Genomic DNA, 22423 nt, shown 5'->3' on the forward strand with positions numbered 1-22423 from the left:
CGGGGAACGTGCCGGGGGCGCCATTGTGTCACGCCCGCGGCAAACGTGCCCGACCCTCTACCCTTCCAGCCGGTCGATTGCCTCGCTGGTATCGTGTTCGATTTTCTCGATGAACATCAGCTGCCTTGCCGCCGCGCCCGCGGCCGCATCGTTGTCGGCGCCGCCGGCATCGAGCAGCGCGCCCAGTGCCGCATGGCGCTCGCGCTTCTCGCTGCGCAGCTGCGCCAGCAGAGAGTCGAGCTGGTCGAGCTCGCGCGCCGACACCGCGTCCTGCAACGCCTCGCGCCACTCCATCTGCTGCATCAGGAAGTCCGGCGCCATCGCCGTGTTGCTCTCGGCCTGGATGTCCACGCCGCGCAGGTGCAGTAGATAGATCGCGCGCTTGAGCGGCTGGCGCAGCGTGCGATAGGCCTCATTGGCGTGCGCCGCCCATTGCATCGCCACGCGCCGCTCGGCGTCGCCGGCGTGCGCGAAGCGGTCCGGATGCGCCTGCGACTGCACGGTCCGGTAGGCAGCATCCAGTGCCGCCTCGTCGATGGCGAACTGCGCCGGCAGTCCGAACAGCGCGAAATAATCGTCTTTCAACAGCTTCCCCAACAAAAAGGAGCGGTCATGCCGCCCCTCGTCCTCCGGCCAACCTGTCCGGGCTGCGCACCGGCGGTCTCATCCGCACCGGGCCCAGTCATCGGGTGGCTCGCCGCGCTCGCATTTCCGGCAATCGAGGCTGTCACCCAGCATGGCTGCCCTGCCCTGCTCAGACTGCGTCCACGGACGAGACTGCCAGGGCGGGTCGTGCCGCACGTGCTGGCCATGGCCGCATTCGAGTTCGGCGACCCAGTCGCCCACCTCGTCGCGGTGGAAGCCGACAATGCAGCGCTTCATGCAGCGCGCCGCGTCAGACGCGGAACGATTCGCCGCAGCCGCACTCGTCCTTCACATTGGGGTTGTTGAAGCGGAACCCCTCGTTCAGGCCCTCGCGGGCGAAGTCCAGTTCCGTGCCGTCGATGTACGGCAGGCTCTTCGGGTCGACGATCACCTTGATGCCGTGCGACTCGAAGACACTGTCTTCCGGCAGCAGTTCGTCGACATACTCGAGCTTGTAGGCCAGGCCCGAGCAGCCCGTGGTCTTCACGCCAAGGCGCAGGCCCACGCCCTTGCCACGGCGTTCCAGGTAACGTGCCACGTGCTTGGCGGCCTTTTCGGTCAGTGTGATCATCGCTGCATCATCCCCGAAAGACTCAGGCGGCCTTCTGTTCGGCTGCGCCCGGGTGCTTCTTCTTGTAGTCCTCGACGGCGGCCTTGATCGCGTCTTCGGCCAGGATCGAGCAGTGGATCTTCACCGGCGGCAGCGCCAGTTCCTCGGCGATCTGGGTGTTCTTGATCTCCAGCGCCTGGTCCACGGTCTTGCCCTTGACCCACTCGGTCACCAGCGACGACGAGGCGATCGCCGAGCCGCAGCCGTAGGTCTTGAACTTCGCGTCCTCGATCACGCCGGCCTCGTTGACCTTGATCTGCAGCTTCATCACGTCGCCGCAAGCCGGCGCGCCGACCATGCCGGTGCCCACGGCCTCATCGTTCTTGTCGAAGGAACCGACGTTGCGGGGGTTTTCGTAGTGGTCGAGTACCTTGGTGCTGTATGACATTTTGGCTACCTCTTGCGAATTTTATGGGGTCTTGCGCGGGCCTTGCGCTCAGTGCGCGGCCCACTGGATGGAATTCAGGTCCACGCCGTCCTTGAACATCTCCCACAGCGGCGACAGTTCGCGCAGCTTGCCGATCTTGGCCTTGAGCAGTTCGACGGTGTAGTCGATCTCCTGTTCGGTGGTGAAGCGGCCCACGGTGAAGCGGATCGAGCTGTGTGCCAGTTCGTCGTTGCGGCCCAGCGCGCGCAGCACGTAGGACGGCTCCAGCGAGGCGGAGGTGCAGGCCGAGCCCGACGAAACCGCCACGTCCTTGATCGCCATGATCAGCGACTCGCCCTCGACGAAGTTGAAGCTGACGTTGAGGTTGTGGGGCACGCGATGTTCCAGGTCGCCGTTCAGGTAGACCTCTTCCATGTCGGAGAAGCCGCGCCACAGGCGGTCGCGCAGCATGCGGATGCGCTCGTTCTCGGTTCCCATTTCCTCGCGGGCGATGCGGAATGCCTCGCCCATGCCGACGATCTGGTGGGTGGCCAGCGTGCCCGAGCGCATGCCGCGCTCATGGCCGCCGCCGTGCATCTGCGCTTCCAGGCGCACGCGCGGCTTGCGGCGCACGTACAGCGCGCCGATGCCCTTCGGGCCATAGGTCTTGTGGGCCGAGAACGACATCAGGTCGCACTTCAGCGTGTTCAGGTCGATCGTGACCTTGCCGGTGGCCTGGGCCGCGTCGCAATGGAAGATGATGCCCTTGGCGCGGCAGATCTCGCCGATCTGCTCGACATCCTGGATCACGCCGATCTCATTGTTGACCAGCATCACGGAGACCAGGATGGTGTCGGGGCGGATCGCCTGCTTGAACACCTCCATGTCGATCAGGCCGTTTTCCTGCACGTCGAGGTAGGTCACCTCGAAGCCCTGGCGCTCCAGCTCGCGGGTGGTGTCCAGCACGGCCTTGTGCTCGGTCTTGACCGTGATGATGTGCTTGCCCTTGCCCGAATAGAAGTGTGCCGCGCCCTTGATGGCGAGGTTGTCCGACTCAGTCGCACCCGAGGTCCACACGATCTCGCGCGGATCGGCGCCGACCAGCGCGGCCACCTGCTCGCGCGCGTCTTCGACCGCGCGCTCCGCTTCCCAGCCATAGGCATGGCTGCGCGATGCCGGGTTGCCGAACTGTTCGCGCAGGTAGGGGATCATCTTGTCCGCCACGCGCGGGTCCACCGGGGTGGTGGCCGAGTAATCCATGTAGATCGGGAAATGTGGGGTGCTCATTGTTTTGACTGCCTCTATCAGGGACCGCAAATCGTTGCCGGTCGGGAAATCTGCTTGCCTATCGTCCGCCGCTTGCTGCCTTGCGCCGGACGCCTCAGGACTGCGCCAGGCTGAAGACCGAATTCACCATGCGCGCAGGCGGTGGGCTCTCCGGCTTTTCCGCCGCCTTGCCGCGCGCCGCTGCGCTGGCCGGCTTGGCCGGCTCCTCGCGCATGTCATGCAGCACGGCCGGCTGCTTTGCGCGCTGCTGGTCGACCAGGTTCTTCAGGGAAACGGAATCCAGGTACTCGACCATCTTCTGGTTCAACGTGGCCCACAGCTCGTGGGTCATGCAGCGCCCGGTGCCGTCATCTCCGTTACAATTGCCCTTGCCGCCGCATTGCGTGGCATCGAGCGGTTCGTCGACCGCGATGATGATGTCGGCAACCGTCACGTCTTCCGCGCGGCGCGCAAGGCTGTAGCCGCCGCCCGGCCCCCGCACGCTTTCGACGATCTCATGCCGGCGCAGCTTGCCGAACAGCTGCTCGAGATAAGACAGGGAGATCTTCTGGCGCTGGCTGATACCGGCAAGCGTGACCGGCCCCTGATCCTGGCGCATGGCCAGATCGATCATGGCTGTCACGGCGAAGCGGCCTTTGGTCGTCAGTCTCATGGGGTGGGAATACTTGATCAATTTCCTCAAGTATAAATTTCCCGACTATTTCGGTCAAGTACCCCTGCTGCGCCGCATCAAACCTGGCTGCCGCCGGCTTGCGGCGTCCCCTCTGCCCCGCGCGGCGGCACGATCAGCGAAAGGGGGCGCTCCAGGATGCGCCGCCGCACCGCGGCACTCAACTCACGCCGGTCCACGCTGCGCAGATTGCGCGAGCGCAAGGCCATATTGAAGGCCAGAGCAAAGCTCACGGCCACATTCAGCATCCCCATCACCGCGATGCCGGCACCGGCCTGCCACAGCGCAGGCATGCGCAGGGCGTCCAGCCCCAGCACCCCGATGGCCGCGCCCACCGCGCCGGTCGACAGCGTGACGTGGCGCACCTCCATGTGCGGGCCGAAGAAGCTCAGGATCTCCGGGCCCAGGCCCAGCAGCAGGCCCAGCGAGATGTTGGCGGCGATGCCCGACAGGTTGCGCCGCCAGAAGTCGGCCAGGCGCAGCGCGCCGTTCTTGCCGAGTACGTAGCGCAGGCGCCGGTTGTAGGCCATCACGTCATGCACGCGGTGCAGGGCGAACCAGTTATCCGCCCAGCCGGCGATCAGGCTCGACAGCCACAGCAGCACGCCGGTGAAGATCGCATAGATCGGCGTCGGCCCCAGGATGGAGAAGGATTCGATGGTGGAGATGGCCTTGGCCGGCGTCAGCAGGTTCAGCCCGAAGGCCTTGTGGGCCAGCCACTGCACGGCCAGCGAGATGGGGAAGACCGCCGCCAGGTTGCCGAAGATGGCCGCGGCATTGGAGCGGATCATGGCGATGGTGTCATCGATGAAGATCTCGCGCCCTTCCGGCCGCCCCGCCCCGTCCAGGCGGTGTGCCAGCGCGGGCCCGGTCATCGCCGGCTGCTTGGTGGCCAGCGTGAAATGGGCGAAATGGATGGCGAGGAAGCTACCCGCGTAGTTCACCGAGGCCAGCAGGCCCTCGATGAACTTGTCCAGATGCAGTCCGTAGATCAGGAACTTGAGGTAGACGGTGACCACGGTGATCAGGCCGCCGCCGGCCGCCGCCCGCACCAGCTCGCCGTACTCGCGACGGTCGCGCGTGATGTAGTGATCGCCGGTCTCGGCGGAACGCTCGACCACCTTGCGCGCAAGCTGCGCGAAGGAGGTCGAGGCCAGGTGGCTGACGCTGCGCCGCGCCTGCGTCGAGCGGATCAGCTGGGCCGTCAGGTGCTGGCGGGCACTGCCGCGCTCCGGATCGCTCCAGACGTCGAGCAGCAACTCGATGCGCGCCAGGCGCACCTTCATCCGCTCGATCTGGAACACCACCTCCACCGAAACGCCGTTATCTTCGAGGTCGTCGTAGACCTGCTGGGCGGCGGCAAGGCAGCGGTCCAGCAAGGCGCGGAAATAGTTGAGCCGGTGGCCGAAAGCGCCATCCTCGCGTGCCAGCCCCTCGTCGAACAAGGCCTCCGCTGCGCTGGCGAGTCGGAAGAACGGCGTGTCCTCGACACGGTCCTTGAGCCGCAGGCGAATCGCCTGGCTCAGGCCGGTGGCACGCACCTGGCTGACCAGCACCTGGATGCTGGCCGACAGCGTGCGCGTGAAATCCTGGCGCGCGGCGGCGTCCGCCTCGTCGGACTCGCCCAGGCTCAACACCAGGGCCAGACGGTCGAGCAGGTCGCCGTCGATCGACTCCACCCATTCGGCATCGTCCACCTGGACGAACAGCAGCGCAAACAGGCTCGCCATATCGCTGCGGTTGGGCGGCGGCGGCAGGAAACGCGCCTGCAGCCGATCCATCATCTCGCCCCAGAAGCCAGGGTGCGAGGCCACGCCGGTGTCGCAGAACAGCGCGGTCGGATCGTTGTCGCGCAGGATGGCGCGCACCGTGCAGGCAAAGGACAGCGCCCATTCCGGATTGCGCTCCAGCGCGCGCAGCAGATAGCGCAGGCGCACGTGCTCGGGACGGCTGCGGTCCGCGCCGCCCTCCTTGCCGCCTCTCTCTGCCCTGCCATCCTCTGCGCCCGGCAGTCCGTCGCGCCGGATCCAGTAGCCCAGTTCGATCAGCCATTCATTGCGTTCCGCCAGGGGCGCCTCAGGATTGGCCGCGCTCAGGATGGCATCCAATTGCAGGCTGGCATTGCGCGACTCGCGCCATTTGCGGAACAGGGAACGAAGCATGAAACCTCTTGGGGGAACGGCAGGAAGGGAAAGGACGGCGCTCGGGCTGGATCAGGACGCGTCGAGCTGCTGGCGCAGCATGGCGATGACGCCGTCGCAGGCGTCCTCGATGTAGTCGAGCACGCGCTCGAAGCCGGCCTCGCCGCCATAGTAGGGATCGGGCACCTCGGTGGCGTCATGCTGGCCGGCGAAGCTCATCAGCAGCCGCAGCCTGCCTTCTTCCCCGGGCGGGCAGATCGCGCGCAGGCCCGCCATATTGGCCTCGTCCATCGCCAGCAGCAGGTCGAAGCGGCGGAAATCGGCCGGCTCGGCCTGGCGCGCCCGCAGCGCCGACAGGTCGTAGCCGCGCGCCAGCGCATGGCGCTGCGCACGCGCATCGGGCGGGCGCCCGACGTGGTAGTCGTGCGTGCCGGCCGAATCCAGCGTCACCCGGTCGGCGAAACCGGCGGCCTGCAGCTTGGCGCGCAGCACGCCTTCGGCTGTCGGCGATCGACAAATATTACCCATGCAGCACATCAGGATGGCGTAGGTCTTCATTGGCTGGCTTGGATGGAATGGGGTGGAATGCAGTGGAATTGCTTCGCGGAGAGCCCGGCCGGTGTGTCGTGCGAGACACTACACACCGGCGGCTGGCGGCGGGAACAGCACATTCTGAGACCGCCACCGGCCGGCGGCGAGGGGCGTATTGTAGCGCCACCGGCTAGCGCACCGCCGGCACCCCCTCCTCGTCCCCGCTCGCGCCGAAGACCTGGCGCTTGAGTTCGGCCAGCTGGTCGCGCACCTGGGCCGCCTTCTCGAACTCCAGGTTCTTGGCATGGTCGAGCATCTGCTTTTCCAGCCGCTTGATCTCCTTGGCGACCTGCTTCTCGCTCATGTCCTCGTAGCGCGCACGCTCCTCGGCCGCGTGCAGCTCGGCACGGACTTCGCCGGCATCGTAGACGCCGTCGATGATGTCCTTGATGCGCTTGACCACGCCGCGCGGCGTGATGCCGTGCGCCTCGTTGTGGGCGATCTGCTTGGCGCGGCGGCGCTCGGTCTCGCCGATGGCCCGCTTCATCGAGTCCGTCATGTGGTCCGCGTAGAGAATAGCGGTGCCATTGACGTTGCGCGCCGCGCGCCCGATGGTCTGGATCAGCGAGCGCTCGGCGCGCAGGAAGCCTTCCTTGTCGGCATCCAGGATGGCCACCAGCGACACCTCGGGGATGTCCAGGCCTTCGCGCAGCAGGTTGATGCCGATCAGCACGTCGAAGGTGCCCAGCCGCAGGTCGCGGATGATCTCGACCCGCTCGACCGTGTCGATGTCGGAGTGCAGGTAGCGCACCTTGACCCCGTTCTCGGACATGAACTCGGTCAGCTGCTCGGCCATGCGCTTGGTCAGCGTGGTCACCAGCACGCGGTCACCGGCGCCGACGCGCAGGTGGATCTCGGACAGCAGGTCGTCGACCTGGGTGCTGGCGGGCCGCACCAGGATCACCGGGTCGACCAGGCCGGTCGGCCGCACCACCTGCTCCACCACTTGGCCGGCGTGCTCCTGCTCGTACTGGGCCGGCGTGGCGGAGACGAACATGATCTGGCGCATCTTGCGCTCGAACTCGTCGAACTTGAGCGGGCGGTTGTCCAGCGCCGAGGGCAGGCGGAAGCCGTATTCCACGAGCGTCGTCTTGCGCGCGCGGTCGCCGTTGTACATGCCGTTGAGCTGGCCGATCAGCACGTGCGATTCATCGAGGAACATCAATGCGTCCTGCGGCAGGTAGTCGACCAGCGTAGGCGGCGGCTCGCCCGGCTTGGCACCCGACAGGTGGCGCGAGTAGTTCTCGATGCCCTTGCAGAAGCCCAGCTCGGTCAGCATCTCCAGGTCGAAGCGGGTGCGCTGCTCGAGCCGCTGCGCCTCGACCAGCTTGTTCTCCTTGTAGAAGAAATCCAGCCGCTCGCGCAGCTCGACCTTGATGTCCTCGATGGCGCGCAGCACGGTCTCGCGCGGCGTCACATAGTGGCTGGAGGGGTAGACCGTGAAGCGCGGGATCTTCTGCCGCACGCGGCCGGTGAGCGGATCGAAGTACTGCAGCGAATCGACCTCGTCGTCGAACATGTCGACGCGCACCGCCATCTCGGCGTGCTCGGCGGGGAAGATGTCGATGGTGTCGCCGCGCACGCGGAAGGTGCCGCGCTGGAAATCGGTTTCGTTGCGCGTGTACTGCATGGCGATCAGGCGGGCGATGAGATCCCGCTGGCTGATCTTGTCCCCGGCGCGCAGCGTCAGGATCATCTGGTGGTATTCGCTCGGGTTGCCGATACCGTAGATGGCCGACACGGTCGCCACGATGACGGTGTCGCGCCGCTCCAGCAGGCTCTTGGTCGCCGACAGCCGCATCTGCTCGATGTGCTCGTTGATCGAGGAATCCTTCTCGATGAACAGGTCGCGCTGCGGTACGTAGGCCTCCGGCTGGTAGTAGTCGTAGTAGCTGACGAAGTACTCGACGGCATTGCGCGGGAAGAACTCGCGGAATTCCGAGTAGAGCTGCGCGGCCAGCGTCTTGTTGGGCGCGAACACGATGGCCGGCCGCCCCAGCCGCGCGATCACATTGGCCATGGTGAAGGTCTTGCCCGAGCCGGTCACGCCCAGCAGCGTCTGGTAGGACAGCCCGTCGCCGACCCCCTCGACCAGCTGGCGGATCGCCTCCGGCTGGTCGCCGGCCGGCGGGAAGGGCTGGTAGAGCTGGAAGGGGGAATCGGGGAAGGTGACGAACTTCTCCTCATCCAGAGCGGGTGCGACCGCGGCAAGATTCGACATAGGCGGTGACGGAAAACCTCAGGAAATGGGCGAATACGCTAGAATCTCGGGATTGGCGGCTCCGTTTCAAGACCGCAGCGCAGCCCGAAGCATTCTACGCCTTCCCGTTTTCTTCCATAGCTGACCAAGAGACCTCAAATGAGTTTGTTTTCTGCCGTCGAGATGGCTCCGCGTGACCCGATCCTGGGCCTGAACGAAGCCTTCAACGCCGATACCCGTTCCAACAAGGTGAACCTGGGCGTTGGCGTGTACTTCACCGACGAAGGGAAGATTCCCCTGCTGCGCGCGGTGCAGGAAGCCGAAAAGGCGCGCCTGGCCAACGCCACGCCGCGCGGCTACCTGCCCATCGAAGGGATTGCCGCCTATGACCAGGCCGTGCAGACCCTGCTGTTCGGCCAGGACTCGCCGCTGATCGCGGAAGGCCGCGTTGTGACCGCCCAGGCACTCGGCGGCACCGGCGCCCTGAAGATCGGCGCCGACTTCCTGAAGCGCCTCTACCCGGACGCCAAGGTGGCCATCAGCGACCCGAGCTGGGAAAACCACCGCGCGCTGTTCGAGGCCGCCGGCTTCACCGTGGTCAACTATGCCTACTACGATGCCGCCAGCCATGGCGTGAACTTCGCTGGCATGATCGACTCGCTGAAGTCCTACCCGGCCAACACCATCGTCGTGCTGCACGCCTGCTGCCACAACCCGACCGGTGTCGACCTGTCGGCCGAGCAGTGGAAGCAGGTGGTCGAGGTGATCAAGGAACGCCAGCTGATCCCCTTCCTGGACATGGCCTACCAAGGCTTTGCCGAGGGCATCGAGCCGGACGGCGCGGCCGTGCGCCTGTTCGCCGAGTCGGGCCTGCCCTTCTTCGTGTCCAGCTCTTTCTCCAAGAGCTTCTCGCTGTACGGCGAGCGCGTCGGCGCGCTGTCCATCGTCACCACCGGCAAGGAAGAAGCCCAGCGCGTGCTGTCGCAGGTCAAGCGCGTGATCCGCACCAACTACTCCAACCCGCCGACCCACGGCGGCACCGTGGTCGCCAACGTGCTGAACAGCCCCGAGCTGCGCGCCATGTGGGAAGAGGAACTGGGCGAGATGCGCGACCGCATCAAGCTGATGCGCCACGCCCTGGTCGACAAGCTGGCCGCCAAGGGCGTGCCGGGCGACTTCTCCTTCGTCAAGCAGCAGCGCGGCATGTTCTCCTACTCGGGCCTGACCAGCGCCCAGGTAGACCGACTGCGCAACGAGCACGGCATCTACGCCGTTGGCACCGGCCGCATCTGCGTGGCCGCGCTGAACAGCCGCAATATCGATGCCGTGGTTGACGCAATCGCAGCAGTGATCTAAGCGACTCCCCTGCCTGGCAGGGAGCACACGGGAAAGGCGGCCGCGGCCGCCTTTTTTGCATTTATTTGCTGATGCGAGCGCGATTCCCGTTTAGTCTTCATCCGTTTTCCACTTCGACCTCGTCCATCCGCCCTATTGCGTTTTTGCGACGCAAGCCTACCCTAGGGTATATGCTGCATCGCACGATGGTGCATTTGGGCGCATAATCGCTTCACCCACATCAGATTTTTTGCACCGCACCAGCCCAGATCTTCTGCCCACCCGCGCGATTCCGCTCCCCCGGACATAGATACTCCCCAAGCCAGACAGGTATTCGGCATGCTCTATCAATTCCACGAGTTCCAGCGCTCGATGCTGCACCCGCTGACCGCCTGGGCGCAGGCAACGGCCAAGACCTTCACCAACCCGCTCAGCCCGATGTCGCTGATGCCGGGCGCCACCCGACTGGCAGCCGGCTACGAGCTGATGTACCGGCTCGGCAAGGCCTACGAGAAACCCGCATTCGATATCAAGTCGGTACACTCCAACGGCCGCGAGATCCCCATCGTCGAGCAGACCATCGTCGAGAAGCCGTTCTGCAAGCTGGTGCGCTTCAAGCGCTACGCCGACGATCCCGAGACCATCAAGCTGCTCAAGGATGAGCCGGTGGTGCTGGTATGCGCCCCGCTGTCGGGCCACCACGCCACGCTGCTGCGTGACACCGTGCGCACCCTGCTGCAGGACCACAAGGTGTATGTGACCGACTGGATCGATGCGCGCATGGTGCCGATCGACCAGGGTCCCTTCCACCTGGCCGACTACATCACCTACATCCAGGAGTTCATCCGCCACATCGGCGCGGATAAGCTGCATGTGATCTCGGTATGCCAGCCGACCGTCCCGGTGCTGGCCGCCATCTCGCTGATGGCCTCGGCCGGCGAGGCCACGCCGCTGACCATGACCATGATGGGCGGGCCGATCGACGCGCGCCGCAGCCCGACCGCGGTCAATTCGCTGGCGACCAACAAGTCCTTCTCGTGGTTCGAGAACAATGTGATCGACACCGTGCCGGCCAACTACCCCGGCCACGGCCGCCGCGTCTACCCGGGCTTCCTGCAGCACGCCGGCTTCGTCGCGATGAATCCGGATCGCCATGTGACGTCGCACTACGACTACTACCTGAGCCTGATCCAGGGCGACGCCGACGACGCGGAGGCGCACGTGCGCTTCTACGACGAGTACAACGCGGTGCTGGACATGGCCGCCGAGTACTACCTGGACACCATCCGCGAAGTCTTCCAGGAATTCCGGCTCGCCAACGGCAGCTGGGAGATCAAGGGCGATCTGGTGAAGCCGCAGGACATCAAGACCTCCGCGCTGCTGACCATCGAGGGCGAACTGGACGACATCTCGGGGGCCGGCCAGACGGCTGCCGCGCATGACCTGTGTGCCGGCATTCCAGCCGCGCGCAAGCAGCACATCACCGCAGAGAAGTGCGGTCACTACGGCATCTTCTCGGGACGCCGCTGGCGCGAAAACATCTATCCGGAACTGCGCGACTTCATCCGCAAGCACCGCTGAGTCCCCTGCCGCGCAGCCTGCCGCACGCCCGCGCCTTGCGCGGGCGTTTTCATTTGCGCATCAGGTAGGCCAGCAACATGTCCGTGTGCAGCGCGATGAAGCGCTCATGCTCGTCGAGCGAGGCGACGTCGCGGCCGATCACGGCGCTGATGGTGTAGCGGTTGGACAGCACGTAGTAGCCCAGCGCCGAGATGGTGAGATAGAGCTGCGCGACATCGACCTGCTCGCGGAACAAGCCCTGCCGCTGGCCGCGCGCGACGATGTGCTCCAGCACATTGACCACCGGGTTGACCAGCTGGTGCAGCTGCGCGGATTTCTTCAGGTGGCGCGCCTCGTGCAGGTTCTCGCTGTTGACCAGCCGGATGAAGTCGGGGTGATCGTAATACCAGTCCCAGACGAAGCGGGCCAGGATGCGCACGCCCGCCACCGGGTCTTCATCCTCGATGTGTAGCGCCTCCTCGGCCGCGCGAAACTCGGCGTACTGCCGTTCGAGCACGGCCAGGAAGAGGCCTTCCTTGCTGCCGTAGTAGTAGTACAGCATGCGCTCGTTGGTCTCGGCGCGACGCGCGATCTGGTCGACGCGCGCGCCGGCCAGCCCGCCCTTGGCAAATTCCTCCGTTGCCGCTGCCAGGATGCGCCGCCGCGTTCCTTCCGGGTCCCTCTTGGTTCTAGTCTCGTTCGCCATGCCGCACCAAATCGCTAGATGCGCGGATTATGGCACAGGCCAATTGCCCGCCCGCCGCGCAAAGCGCGCATCTTCGTCGTTTCTGCCTCGCCGCGAAATCGGGGATAATCCCTGCAGAACGGCCGTTTCCGCCTCGCCAGAAGGCGGGCCGGCCGCCTCCGATGACCAGACCTCCCCGCAACACAACAAGCCGCCGTGACCCGCATCACCCCGACCCTCGCCGACCGCCTCGAGGCCTTGCTGCCGCAAACCCAATGCACCAAGTGCGGATTCGACGGCTGCCGTCCCTATGCCGAGGCCATGGCACGCGGCGAAGCAGACTGCAACCGCTGCCCGCCGGGCGGCGCCGAGGGCATCCGCCGGCTGTCCGCGGCGCTGGACAAGCCCGTGCTGCCGCTCGATCCGGCGCACGGCACCGAGCAGGCCCGCGCGCTCGCGGTGATCGACGAGAACCTCTGCATCGGCTGCACCCTGTGCATCCAGGCCTGCCCGGTGGACGCCATCGTCGGCGCGCCTAAGCAGATGCACACCGTGCTGCCCGACTGGTGCACGGGCTGCGACTTGTGCGTGGCACCCTGCCCGGTCGACTGCATCGCCATGGTGCCGGCTACCGGCGAGCGCACCGGCTGGGCCGCCTGGTCGCAGCAGCAGGCCGACCAGGCGCTGGCGCGCTACCGGGCGCGGCGCGTGCGGCAAGTGCGCGAGCGCGAGGAAAACGAGGCGCGCCTGGCGGCCAAGGCCGCTGCCAAGCTCGAGGCGCTGGCGCAGGAAAGCACGCAGGACGAGGCCGAGCGCGCCGCGCAGGAACGCAAGCGTGCCATCATCCAGGCCGCCATTGCGCGGGCGCGCGAGAAGCAAGAGGCGGCCAAGCCGCGCAATACCGAGAACGTCTCGGCCGGCGTGCAGGCCCAGATCGACGCTGCCGAGGCCCGCCGCGCCCGCCGTGCCGCTGCGCAGGCGCAGCCCGAGCCCGAGTCCGCCGCCGGAAACGAAGACCAGACCGACAAGAAGACGACCCCATGAACGCCGTCAAGTGCCGCGCCCTGTTCGAGACCCTGCGCGAGACCAATCCCACACCGACCACGGAACTGGAGTACAGCTCGCCGTTCGAGCTGCTGATCGCCGTGTTGCTGTCGGCCCAGGCAACGGACGTGGGCGTGAACAAGGCCACGCGCAGGCTGTTCCCGCTCGCGCACACGCCGGAACAGATGCTGGCGCTGGGCGAGGAAGGCCTGTCGGACTACATCAAGACCATCGGCCTGTACAAGACCAAGGCCAAGCACGTGATCCAGACCTGCCGCATCCTGGTCGAGCAGCACGGCGGCAAGGTGCCGGCCGACCGCGCCGCGCTGGAAGCGCTGCCCGGCGTGGGCCGCAAGACCGCCAACGTGGTCCTCAACACGGCGTTCGGCGAACCTACCATCGCCGTCGACACGCATATCTTCCGCGTGGCCAACCGCACCGGGCTCGCCCCCGGCAAGACGGTGGACGTGGTCGAGCAGAAGCTGCTCAAGGTCGTGCCGCACGAGTTCCTGCACGACGCCCATCACTGGCTGATCCTGCACGGCCGCTATGTCTGCAAGGCGCGCAAGCCGGAATGCTGGCACTGCGTGATCGAGCCGCTGTGCGAATTCCGGGAGAAGACCGAGGCGCCGAAGGGCTGAGCCCCGGCGGGGCCCGCATTCCGCCTCGCGCGCCCGGATGCAGAACGACCATCGACCTGTCAAAGCCAATACCGTCGGTGTACAGTGAACAGCAGGGTGCCCGAAAGGCCGCCATGACGGGCTGGCAACACACGAAAGAACGAACAAGCCCCCGTTTCAAATCCGGCCTCTGCGAAGCCCCTGTGCAAGAACTGAGGGTAACCAAAGTGACGACGTCGGAGCGACCATCGGCGCTTCCGGGCCGACGCGAACGCTTACTCGAGCAGCAAGCGGCGCTGGCCGCACTCACCCGCATGGATGCGCATCAGGGCGAGAGTCTCAAGCAGAGGCTGCAGTTCATCACACAGACGGCAGCACGGTTGATGGGTGTGGCACGTGTCAGCCTGTGGCGCTGTACGGAGACACGTTCGGCGATTCGCTGTCTCGATCTCTACGAGAGTAGTCGCAGCAGCCACAGTGACGGCAGCGAACTCCAGGCTGAATACTATCGGGCCTGTTTTCAGGCACACATAAGGAGTGAAGTTGCCGTCTCGGATGACGTTCATACGGGTACGGCCCCTCGCGTTCAGGAATTCTCCAGCGACTACCTGAGGCCACTTGGCATCACAGCCTTGCTGGACGTTCCGATTCACCTGCACGGCCGCGTGGACGGCGTGCTGTGTCTCGAACAGGTCGGGCCGCCCACGCCGTGGACGCCCGAAGATCGCCTGTTCGGTACCGCGCTCGCCAATCTGATCGCGCTTGCCGTCGAGCGCGACGAACGCAGACGCGCTGAAGAAGCGCTGCGCGAAAGCGAGCAACGCCTCGCCACACTCGTCGCGTACGCGCCTGATGCCATTCTCGTCTTCGACGTTGACGCCGACCGCTACATCCAGGTCAACAATCAGGCCGCGTCGCTGTTCGGGCGTGACTGCGATGCGCTCCTGCAGATCGACCCGACCCGACTCAGCCCCGAGAGGCAGCCGGATGGCCGCCTGTCGAGCGAGGCAAGGCTTGCATACCTCGAGATCGCACTCAACGGCGGCACTCCCGTATTCGAGTGGGTGCATGAGAACGCCGCGGGCGTCCAGATTCCCTGCGAAATTCGACTGGTTCGGCTGCCTCACGCAAGTCGCAGGCTTGTCCGCGGCAGCATTATCGATATCGGCGAACGCAAGCGCACCGAGCAGGCGCTGCGGGCGAGCGAACAGCGCCTGTCCACCATGCTGGCCTATTCGCCCGATGCGATCACGCTGCTGGACGTCGACTCGCTGCGCTTTGTCGAGGCCAACGAACAGGCGGCACGCCTTTACGGATACGATCGTGCAACGTTGCTGCGCCTCGGGCCGGTCGAGCTGAGCCCCGAGCGTCAGCCCGACGGCCGTCTATCAGGCGAGGCGGCGCGCGAGAAGGTTCTCGAAGCGCTCGATGGCGGCGTGCCCGTATTCGAGTGGATGCACGTGAACGGGGCCGGCACGCTCTTTCCGTGCGAAGTCCGCCTGGTGCGACTGCCTGATGCCTCAAGACGGCTGGTGCGCGGCAGCATCATCGACATCAGCGAGCGCAAGCGTGCCGAGGCGGCGCTGCGGGAGAGCGAGGCGCGCATGCGGAGCACCCTCGATGCGTCAATGGATTGCATCATCAGCATCGACCATCACGGACAGATCATTGAGTTCAATCCTGCCTCCGAGCGGACATTCGGCTACCGGCGCGAGCAAGTGATCGGGCATGAACTGGCCGATCTCATCATCCCGCCCTCGAAGCGCGATGCGCACCGCCAGGGGCTCGCACGCTATCTCAGGACCGGCGAGGGTCCACTCCTGGGTCAACGCATCGAGGTGCAGGCCTTGCGTTCCGACGGCACCGAATTCCCGGTGGAAGTTTCGCTTTCCCCGATCTTGGGCGGCCACAAACTCGTCACTGCTACCGTGCGCGACATCACGGAGTACAAGCGCACGCAGGCAGAATTGCGCGACGCCAAGGAGGCAGCGGAGAAGGCGAGCCGCGCCAAATCGGAATTTCTCGCCAACATGAGCCACGAGTTGCGCACGCCGCTTAACAGCGTACTTGGTTACGCGCAGCTATTGCGGCGCGAGGAGGAACTCTCGCAGCGGCAACGCAAGGCGCTCAACGTCATCCAGCAATCCGGAGAGCATCTGCTGGGATTGATCGACGAGATCCTCGACATGGCCAAGATCGAAGCGGGCACACTGGACATCGTGGCAGAGAACTTCAATCTGCGCCGGCTGCTGGACAGCATCGTGGAGTTCGCGTCCAGCCGCGCCCAGTCCAAGGGCCTCGCGTTCAGATTTGCGCAGTGGTCCGCCATGCCGGATGTGGTCTTCGCGGATGAGCGCCGCCTGCGCCAGGTGCTGATGAATCTTCTCGATAACGCGATCAAATACACGCGCCACGGCGAGGTCGTGCTGAGAACGGGGATGCGCGAGGGCTCAGTCAGCTTTGCCGTGGAGGACACGGGTATCGGTATCCGGCCAGAACACCTGTCCGAGGTCTTCGACGTCTTCCACCAGGTGCGTGATCCATCCATGACAGTGGAGGGTACAGGGCTCGGGCTTGCCATCAGCAAGCGACTCGTGCACCTGATGGGGGGCGAACTGCAGGTTGCCAGCAAGCCGCACGAAGGCAGCCGCTTCTGGTTCGAACTGGCACTGCGTCCGGCTTCTGCGCCGACGCCCGTGCCCACCTTCTGGCCCGTTACGGGTGTCGAGGGAGCAAGGCGCCGCGTGCTGGTCGTGGACGACGAGGAGGACGGGCGCAGCCTGCTGCGCGACTTGCTGGCACCGCTTGGCTTCGATGTGCATGAGGCCGCGGATGGTCTCGAGGCAGTGCAGGCGGGCACGAGCCTGAGGCCGGACGCCATCCTGATGGACATGCGCATGCCGCGGCTCGATGGCCTCGGCGCGACTGCACGGATTCGCGCGATGCCGGATCTCGCGGACACTGTCATCTTCGCTATCTCGGCAAGCGCATTCGAACACGACCGCGCACGCTGCATCGCGTCGGGGGCCAACGAGTTCATCCCGAAGCCGTTCCGGCAGGACAAGCTGCTGGAGCTGCTTTGCGAGCATCTCGGACTCAAGCTCGTTCGCGCCCCGCCTCACAATGCGGGCGACGCGCATGAGCAGCCTTCGCCGTTGATGGCGCCGCCCGCCAGTCAACTGCAAAAGTTCATTGACCTGGCTTCGCGCGGCGACGTGAGGCAACTGATGCGCGAAGCCAATGCACTGGAAGCCCAAGACCAGGCCTACCAGCCATTCGCGGACAGGGTAAGAGCACTGGGCGAGGCCTACCAGATGAAGGAGCTTCGCCGATGGCTCAGGAGTCTCGCAGGCACGCCATGAGCCCGGCCGACACAGACAGGCCGCAGATCCTCGTCGTCGAGGACTTCCCGGCCAATCTCTCGATGCTGCTCGATCTGCTGAGCGGAGCAGGTTTCGCTGTTGCCGTCGCCGAAGACGGCGAAAGCGCGCTGGAGCAGGTCAACTATGTGTGTCCGAAACTGATCCTGCTCGACGTGATGATGCCGGGACTCGACGGCTTCGCGACCTGCCGGCAACTCAAGGCAAACCCCGCGACCCGTGATATTCCAGTGATCTTCATGACCGGCCTTGCCGACACGGCCGACAAGCTGAAAGCCTTCGAACTCGGCGCCGTCGATTACATCACCAAACCGTTCCAGCATGAGGAAGTCCTCGCACGCGTCAGCACGCATCTGGAGTTGCAGCAGCTCAGGCTTCGGCTCCAGGCGAGCGAGGACCGTCTTTCACGGATCATCGAATCGGCGACGGACGCCATCGTTGCGCTTGACCACGAAGGCCATATCACACTGTTCAATCGCGCTGCCGAGCGGGTGTTCCGCTGCCCGTCCAGCGCCGCCGTGGGGCAGCCATCCAGGCAGTTCCTTTCACCCCCCTTGTGCGAACTGCTCGGTGGCTTCATGGAAAGCCGTGAACGTCGTGCGCCGATCTGGCTTCCGGACGGGCTTAGCGCCGTGCGCGCCGACGGCGAGCCATTCCTGATCGAAGCGAGCCTGTCATGCACTGAGGCGGACGACCAGCCGATCTACATCCTGTTCATGCGCGATATCGAGGAACGGAGAAAAGCGGAAGCGGAAGTGGGTCAATTGCGCGGCCTGAACCGCTACCTTGAGGAAGAATTGCTCGAAGCCGAGGCGGGCGCGAACCTGGTCGGCACGGCCGGCCTGCAGCTTGTGATGCAGCAGGTGCGTCAGGTGGCTGGTACCGACGCCTCGGTGCTTGTGACGGGCGAAACCGGCACAGGCAAGGACCTGATCGCACAGGCGATCCACCGCATAAGCGCGCGCAGTGGCAAACCGCTCGTCAAGCTCAACTGCGCAGCGTTGCCGGCCAACCTTATCGAAAGCGAATTGTTCGGCCACGAGAAAGGCGCATTCACCGGTGCGCTGACGCGCAAGGCCGGCCGCTTTGAGCTGGCTGACCATGGCACGCTGTTTCTCGATGAGGTGGGCGAGCTGGCGCTGGACCTGCAGGCGAAGCTGCTGCGCGTGCTCCAGGACGGCGAGTTCGAACGCCTCGGTAGCACTCGCACGCAAAAGGCGGATGTGCGAATCGTCGCCGCCACCAACCGGAATCTGGCCGCGGAGGCATCGGCGGGCCGCTTTCGCGCGGACCTCTACTACCGCCTCAACGTATTCCCGATCGAACTGCCGCCCTTGCGCGAGCGGCCCGAAGATGTCGGGCCGCTCGTCGAGCATTTCGTGCGCCACTACTCGACGAAGTACGGAAAACACGTCGATGCTGTTGCAGACGCGCAGCTAAGCGTGCTGCGGGCCTACCGGTGGCCGGGCAACGTGCGGGAGTTGCAGCACGTGATCGAGCGCGCGGTCATCCTCACGCGGGGCAGCCAGCTCGCGCTCGGCAACTGGTTCGGGGACGCAACGCCTGCGGCCTGTCAGACAGTCACCCTTGAAGAGGCGGAGCGGGCACATATCCTCAAGGTCCTCGAGCAGACCGACTGGCGTGTCAGCGGCAAGGCTGGTGCAGCCGAACTCCTTGGGCTCCGGCCCACGACCCTGGAGTCGCGCATGAAGCGGCTCGCCATCATCCGCAAGGACTGATATCCCCTTTTCGGAATGAGGAAGGGGCGCGAAGGCTGCTGCCGGGCCGCAGGCTCACGATATTTCGTGACGCTCCCGAAATATCGTGAGCGCCAACGCACGAGCGTCGCGCATGCGGTGCCTTGGCTTGAACGTCCCTGGCGAAAAAGCACCGGATTTTCAAGGACTTGCCCCTCGACCGGAACCGCTATCCGGAACCTGGCACGGCTTTCGCCTAAAGAAACGATCACAAGTCGCGCCTCAGCGAGTTGACAGCAAAGCCGAAGGCGTTGTGGCCGCGTCTTGTGTGCGTCCTGATATCTGAAAGGAAATCCGAAATGAACGCGACTCTGCGCCATTGGGCTCTACTCGCCGCTTTTACCATACCGTTCGCGTTCGCAGGCCTTGCACTGATCGATGCTGTGCTCCTTGCGGACGAGCCGCCAACCATCGAGGGCATCATGGTCAGAGCGGTTCTCTACGGCGAATAGAACGAGGTGCGTTCATGCAGTCAGCTAAAAGCGATGTGAAGGGCGAGACAGCCGCACCGCCCGTCCCGCAGGATTTTTGTACGCGCTTGTATCACGCCACCGCACCGATACGTGATCCGACTGAATCGGCCCCACGCGCTACGGGCGCGATACATCGGTCGACTTAAATGCGTTCCATAGCCGGCAGCAATCCGCAAACATGCGCTCCCCTGCCGGCACGACCCAACCCGAATTCTCTAGGAAATTGATCATGACTACAGTCATCGCCAAGCGCCTTGTACTCGCCGCCGCCCTGGTCGCCGCTACCGTCGGTGCGCATGCGGCCGGACTGTCCGGCGCGCGAGACCCGTACACCGACGGTGCCCGTTCGGTCGCTGGCGCGCGAGATCCCTACACCGACGGTGCCCGTTCGGTGGGTGATCCGCGTGATCCGTACACCGACGGTGCCCGTTCGGTGAGCGATACGCGTGACCGGTACACGGACGGCGCACGCACCCTGGCCGGTATGGACCGTGCTGGCGTTTCGTCGGAACCGGCGCACCGTGTGGATCCATTTCTTGACGGCGCCTACGCCTGACGCCGCACCGGGCTGATTGATCGCGGAACGCCAAGCCAGGGGCCCAAAGTCGCGGAACTCAACATCCGGCGAGTATCGGGCTCTTGGTTCGAGTGAGCGCAGGGGCAGCGACTTCCGTACCTCCGTCGTCAGGAACAGGCGGCTCCGGTCGCGCGCCCGGATACAAAAAGACCCGCTCGTGGCGGGTCTTTTTCATTTGCGGTGCCTGAGCAGAGGCGTCAGACGATGCGGCAGGCTTCGTCGAAGGACAGGCGCGGACCACGCGGGAACAGCTTGTCCGCCTCGCCGTAGCCGAGGTTGCACAGGAAGTTGACCGACCACTTGCCGTCCGGGAAGAAGGCTGCATTGACCTTGGCCGCGTCGAAGCCGCCCATCGGGCCGCAGTCCAGGCCCATGGCACGGGCGGCGAGGATGAAGTAGCCGCCCTGCAGCGAGCTGTTCATCAGCGCGTCGCGCGCGATCTTTTCCGGCTGGCCTTCATACCAGGAGCGCGCATCGGCGTGCGGGAACAGCTTGGGCAGCTGGTCGTGGAAGGCATTGTCGAAGGCGATGATGGCAGTGACGGGAGCCGAGCGGGTCTTGTCCACGTTGCCGGCCGACACGCACTCGACCAGGCGCGCCTTCTCGGCGGCGGTCTTGACGAAGACGACGCGCGCGGGCGAACCGTTGGCCGCGGTCGGGCCGAACTTCATGGCTTCGTAGATCTCGTGGAGCACGGCGTCTTCCACTTTGCGGTCCTGCCACACGTTGTGCGTGCGGGCGTCGGTGAAGAGTTGGGCCAGTGCGCCCTGGTCGATCCGCTTCATGCGCTGATTCCTGTAGGAAAGGGAAAGCGTGCATTGTACCCAAGGCCCCAGGCGGCCACGACAGCCGCTTTGAGCAAGGGGTTCAATTCTGTTGACCCTCGCCGCCAGCCGTATTGCGGCGTGTCAACCACAGCACGCCAGCCAGGATCAGCGCGCCGCCAGCGGCCTGCGTCCAGCCCACTTCCTCGCCCAGCACCAGCGCCGCCAGCACTACCGTGACCACCGGCTCGAGCGTCGACAGCATGGACGCCTGCGCCGCGCCCAGCCGCTGCAGTCCGGCGAAGAAAGTCAGAATGGCCAGGACCGTCGACAGCAGTGCAATCGCCAGCAGCGCAAGCCAGCCGCCCGCCTCGGCGGGAAACTGCGGCGGCGTGCCGGCACTGGCGCGCAGCAGGCCCACCGCGCCATAGACGAGCGCGGCGGCCGTGCACACCACGGTGGTGGTGGCCAGGGGATTGATGCCCGCCGTCAGCCGCGCGCCGACCACGATGTAGACCGAGTAGATCAGGGCCGCCGCCAGCCCCAGCCCGATGCCCAGCGCGCTGCCGTGGCCGCCGCCCACCGTCAGCCCGGCGCCGGCAGAACACAGCAGCAAGGCCAGCACGGTGGCCGTGCTGAGCCGCTCCTTGAGGAAGACGGCGGCCAGCAGCGTGACGAACAGCGGATAGAGATAGAGCAGCAGCGCCACCAGGCTGGCCTGGGCATGGTTGAGCGCGGTGAAGAAGCAGAAAGACTGGGCAACATAGCCGATCCCGCCCATGGCTGCCAGTCCCGCCACGCGCCGCCAGGGCGGCAGCGCCACGCGGCGCGCGCGCATCACCACGATCAACGCAGCCGCCGCCAGGCTGAAGCGCACCGCCAGCAGGCCATAGACATCGGACCCCGCCGCGTAGGCGAAGCGCGCGAAGATGGCCATGGCGCCGAAGGCGCTGGCAGAGAGCGCGATCAGCAACACGCCGACGAGCTTGTCGCCCAGGGGCACGGCCGCGGCCGGAGAAGAAGGGGAACGAGGCATGGGCGCGGCGGCGGTGTCAGGTGGTTGGGGAGCGTGACCAGCCAGCATCCCGCGGAGCCCTGGCCACGCCCTGCGCGGGCGCGATCCCGCATTCTACCGGTGCGCCGCGCGCTTGGCGGCGGCGCGCCGGGCGACCCTCGTCTACAATAGCGCCACCATGTTCAATCCCTCCCGAGAAGAAGTCCGCCGGTTCTTTTGCGACGCCTGGCGCAAGCAGACCGACGGCAACATCCTGACCCCGCTGGAAGCCATCGCAGTCGACTGGATCGAGCAGCACCCCGAGTACCACGAGCTGCTCGGCGATACCGAAGGCGCGCTGGCCGAGCAGTTCACGCCGGAGCGTGGCAAGACCAATCCCTTCCTGCACCTGTCCATGCACCTGTCGATCTCCGAACAGGTGTCCATCGACCAGCCCCCCGGCATCCGGCAGGCCTACGAAACCCTCTCGCAGCGGCTCGACTCGCCGCACGAGGCCCAGCACCAGATCATGGAGTGCCTGGGAGAAATGCTCTGGGAAGCACAGCGATCCGGTCAGCCGCCCGACGGCGAGCGCTACGTCGACTGCATCCGGCGCCGCGCCGGCCGCTGAGCCCTGGCGGGGGCGCGCCATCGCAGCGCAAAATCCATCACGGGCCGGCAGGGTGGCCATGTTAGGCTTTCGCCCATCACCACCTGCCGCCG

At 65.6% G+C, this 22423-nt stretch carries 21 protein-coding genes; 9 read left to right on the top strand and 12 right to left on the bottom strand.

The features are described 5' to 3' along the window. Positions 1 to 57 precede the first annotated feature (57 nt). From hscB to uvrB, 9 genes are all read right to left on the bottom strand, one after another. Positions 58 to 585, bottom strand: a complete 528-nt coding sequence (gene hscB / locus AC1Z3O_RS11655) for a Fe-S protein assembly co-chaperone HscB (RefSeq protein ID WP_483515877.1) — start codon at positions 583 to 585, stop codon at positions 58 to 60. A gap of 78 nt (positions 586 to 663) precedes the next feature. After that, positions 664 to 882 (bottom strand): DUF3565 domain-containing protein, encoded by a 219-nt coding sequence (locus AC1Z3O_RS11660; RefSeq protein ID WP_483515878.1) that lies wholly within the window; start codon positions 880 to 882, stop codon positions 664 to 666. Positions 883 to 895: 13 nt separating this feature from the next. Beyond that, a complete protein-coding gene (iscA, locus tag AC1Z3O_RS11665) occupies positions 896 to 1216 on the bottom strand; it encodes an iron-sulfur cluster assembly protein IscA (RefSeq protein ID WP_483515879.1) in 321 nt (106 codons plus the stop codon). Positions 1217 to 1238: 22 nt separating this feature from the next. Continuing rightward, entirely contained in the window at positions 1239 to 1643 is a 405-nt protein-coding gene (iscU, locus tag AC1Z3O_RS11670; protein WP_483515880.1) for a Fe-S cluster assembly scaffold IscU, read from the bottom strand. A gap of 48 nt (positions 1644 to 1691) precedes the next feature. Continuing rightward, positions 1692 to 2909, bottom strand: a complete 1218-nt coding sequence (locus AC1Z3O_RS11675; protein ID WP_483515881.1) for an IscS subfamily cysteine desulfurase — start codon at positions 2907 to 2909, stop codon at positions 1692 to 1694. A 94-nt stretch (positions 2910 to 3003) separates the two neighbouring features. Then, the gene (gene iscR, locus AC1Z3O_RS11680) at positions 3004 to 3561 is read right to left on the bottom strand and encodes a Fe-S cluster assembly transcriptional regulator IscR (protein WP_483515882.1); all 558 of its coding nucleotides are present in this window, start codon (positions 3559 to 3561) and stop codon (positions 3004 to 3006) included. A 77-nt stretch (positions 3562 to 3638) separates the two neighbouring features. After that, a complete protein-coding gene (locus AC1Z3O_RS11685; RefSeq protein ID WP_483515883.1) occupies positions 3639 to 5741 on the bottom strand; it encodes a site-specific recombinase in 2103 nt (700 codons plus the stop codon). A 51-nt stretch (positions 5742 to 5792) separates the two neighbouring features. Beyond that, positions 5793 to 6278: a low molecular weight protein-tyrosine-phosphatase gene (locus tag AC1Z3O_RS11690; RefSeq protein WP_483515884.1), complete on the bottom strand. Its 486-nt coding sequence runs from the start codon at positions 6276 to 6278 to the stop codon at positions 5793 to 5795. 163 nt (positions 6279 to 6441) lie between these two features. Next, positions 6442 to 8532 carry an excinuclease ABC subunit UvrB gene (gene uvrB, locus AC1Z3O_RS11695; protein WP_483515885.1) on the bottom strand — a complete coding sequence of 697 codons (2091 nt, stop codon included), beginning with the start codon at positions 8530 to 8532 and terminating at the stop codon, positions 6442 to 6444. Positions 8533 to 8670: 138 nt separating this feature from the next. Here uvrB and AC1Z3O_RS11700 point away from each other — a divergent pair, with 138 nt between their 5' ends. After that, positions 8671 to 9867 carry an amino acid aminotransferase gene (locus tag AC1Z3O_RS11700; RefSeq protein WP_483515886.1) on the top strand — a complete coding sequence of 399 codons (1197 nt, stop codon included), beginning with the start codon at positions 8671 to 8673 and terminating at the stop codon, positions 9865 to 9867. Positions 9868 to 10185: 318 nt separating this feature from the next. Beyond that, positions 10186 to 11427 (top strand): polyhydroxyalkanoate depolymerase, encoded by a 1242-nt coding sequence (locus tag AC1Z3O_RS11705; protein ID WP_483515887.1) that lies wholly within the window; start codon positions 10186 to 10188, stop codon positions 11425 to 11427. Positions 11428 to 11476: 49 nt separating this feature from the next. Here AC1Z3O_RS11705 and AC1Z3O_RS11710 read toward each other — a convergent pair whose 3' ends face one another. Further along, on the bottom strand, positions 11477 to 12112 hold the full coding sequence (locus AC1Z3O_RS11710) for a TetR/AcrR family transcriptional regulator (RefSeq protein ID WP_483515888.1): 636 nt from the start codon (positions 12110 to 12112) through the stop codon (positions 11477 to 11479). Positions 12113 to 12307: 195 nt separating this feature from the next. Here AC1Z3O_RS11710 and rsxB point away from each other — a divergent pair, with 195 nt between their 5' ends. From rsxB to AC1Z3O_RS11740, 6 genes are all read left to right on the top strand, one after another. Beyond that, positions 12308 to 13135, top strand: a complete 828-nt coding sequence (gene rsxB, locus AC1Z3O_RS11715) for an electron transport complex subunit RsxB (RefSeq protein WP_483515889.1) — start codon at positions 12308 to 12310, stop codon at positions 13133 to 13135. Next, a complete protein-coding gene (nth, locus tag AC1Z3O_RS11720; RefSeq protein WP_483515890.1) occupies positions 13132 to 13776 on the top strand; it encodes an endonuclease III in 645 nt (214 codons plus the stop codon). Before rsxB ends, nth begins: the two co-directional genes overlap by 4 nt. Positions 13777 to 13889: 113 nt before the next feature. Continuing rightward, complete coding sequence (locus AC1Z3O_RS11725; protein WP_483515891.1) at positions 13890 to 17117, top strand: PAS domain S-box protein; 3228 nt, start codon at positions 13890 to 13892, stop codon at positions 17115 to 17117. Beyond that, positions 17114 to 18874, top strand: a complete 1761-nt coding sequence (locus tag AC1Z3O_RS11730; protein WP_483515892.1) for a sigma 54-interacting transcriptional regulator — start codon at positions 17114 to 17116, stop codon at positions 18872 to 18874. The genes AC1Z3O_RS11725 and AC1Z3O_RS11730 overlap by 4 nt, the downstream gene beginning before the upstream one ends. A gap of 317 nt (positions 18875 to 19191) precedes the next feature. Further along, positions 19192 to 19344: a hypothetical protein gene (locus tag AC1Z3O_RS11735; protein ID WP_483515893.1), complete on the top strand. Its 153-nt coding sequence runs from the start codon at positions 19192 to 19194 to the stop codon at positions 19342 to 19344. Between the two features lie 250 nt (positions 19345 to 19594). After that, on the top strand, positions 19595 to 19921 hold the full coding sequence (locus AC1Z3O_RS11740) for a hydroxyquinol 1,2-dioxygenase (protein WP_483515894.1): 327 nt from the start codon (positions 19595 to 19597) through the stop codon (positions 19919 to 19921). Positions 19922 to 20139: 218 nt separating this feature from the next. Here AC1Z3O_RS11740 and AC1Z3O_RS11745 read toward each other — a convergent pair whose 3' ends face one another. Both AC1Z3O_RS11745 and AC1Z3O_RS11750 read right to left on the bottom strand, forming a co-directional pair. Then, entirely contained in the window at positions 20140 to 20727 is a 588-nt protein-coding gene (locus tag AC1Z3O_RS11745; RefSeq protein ID WP_483515895.1) for a malonic semialdehyde reductase, read from the bottom strand. An 82-nt stretch (positions 20728 to 20809) separates the two neighbouring features. After that, positions 20810 to 21742 (bottom strand): DMT family transporter, encoded by a 933-nt coding sequence (locus AC1Z3O_RS11750; RefSeq protein WP_483515896.1) that lies wholly within the window; start codon positions 21740 to 21742, stop codon positions 20810 to 20812. A gap of 157 nt (positions 21743 to 21899) precedes the next feature. Here AC1Z3O_RS11750 and AC1Z3O_RS11755 point away from each other — a divergent pair, with 157 nt between their 5' ends. Continuing rightward, complete coding sequence (locus AC1Z3O_RS11755; protein WP_483515897.1) at positions 21900 to 22331, top strand: DUF1841 family protein; 432 nt, start codon at positions 21900 to 21902, stop codon at positions 22329 to 22331. Positions 22332 to 22423: the final 92 nt, after the last annotated feature.

This window comes from Cupriavidus sp. 09_S30 (assembly GCF_056930435.1).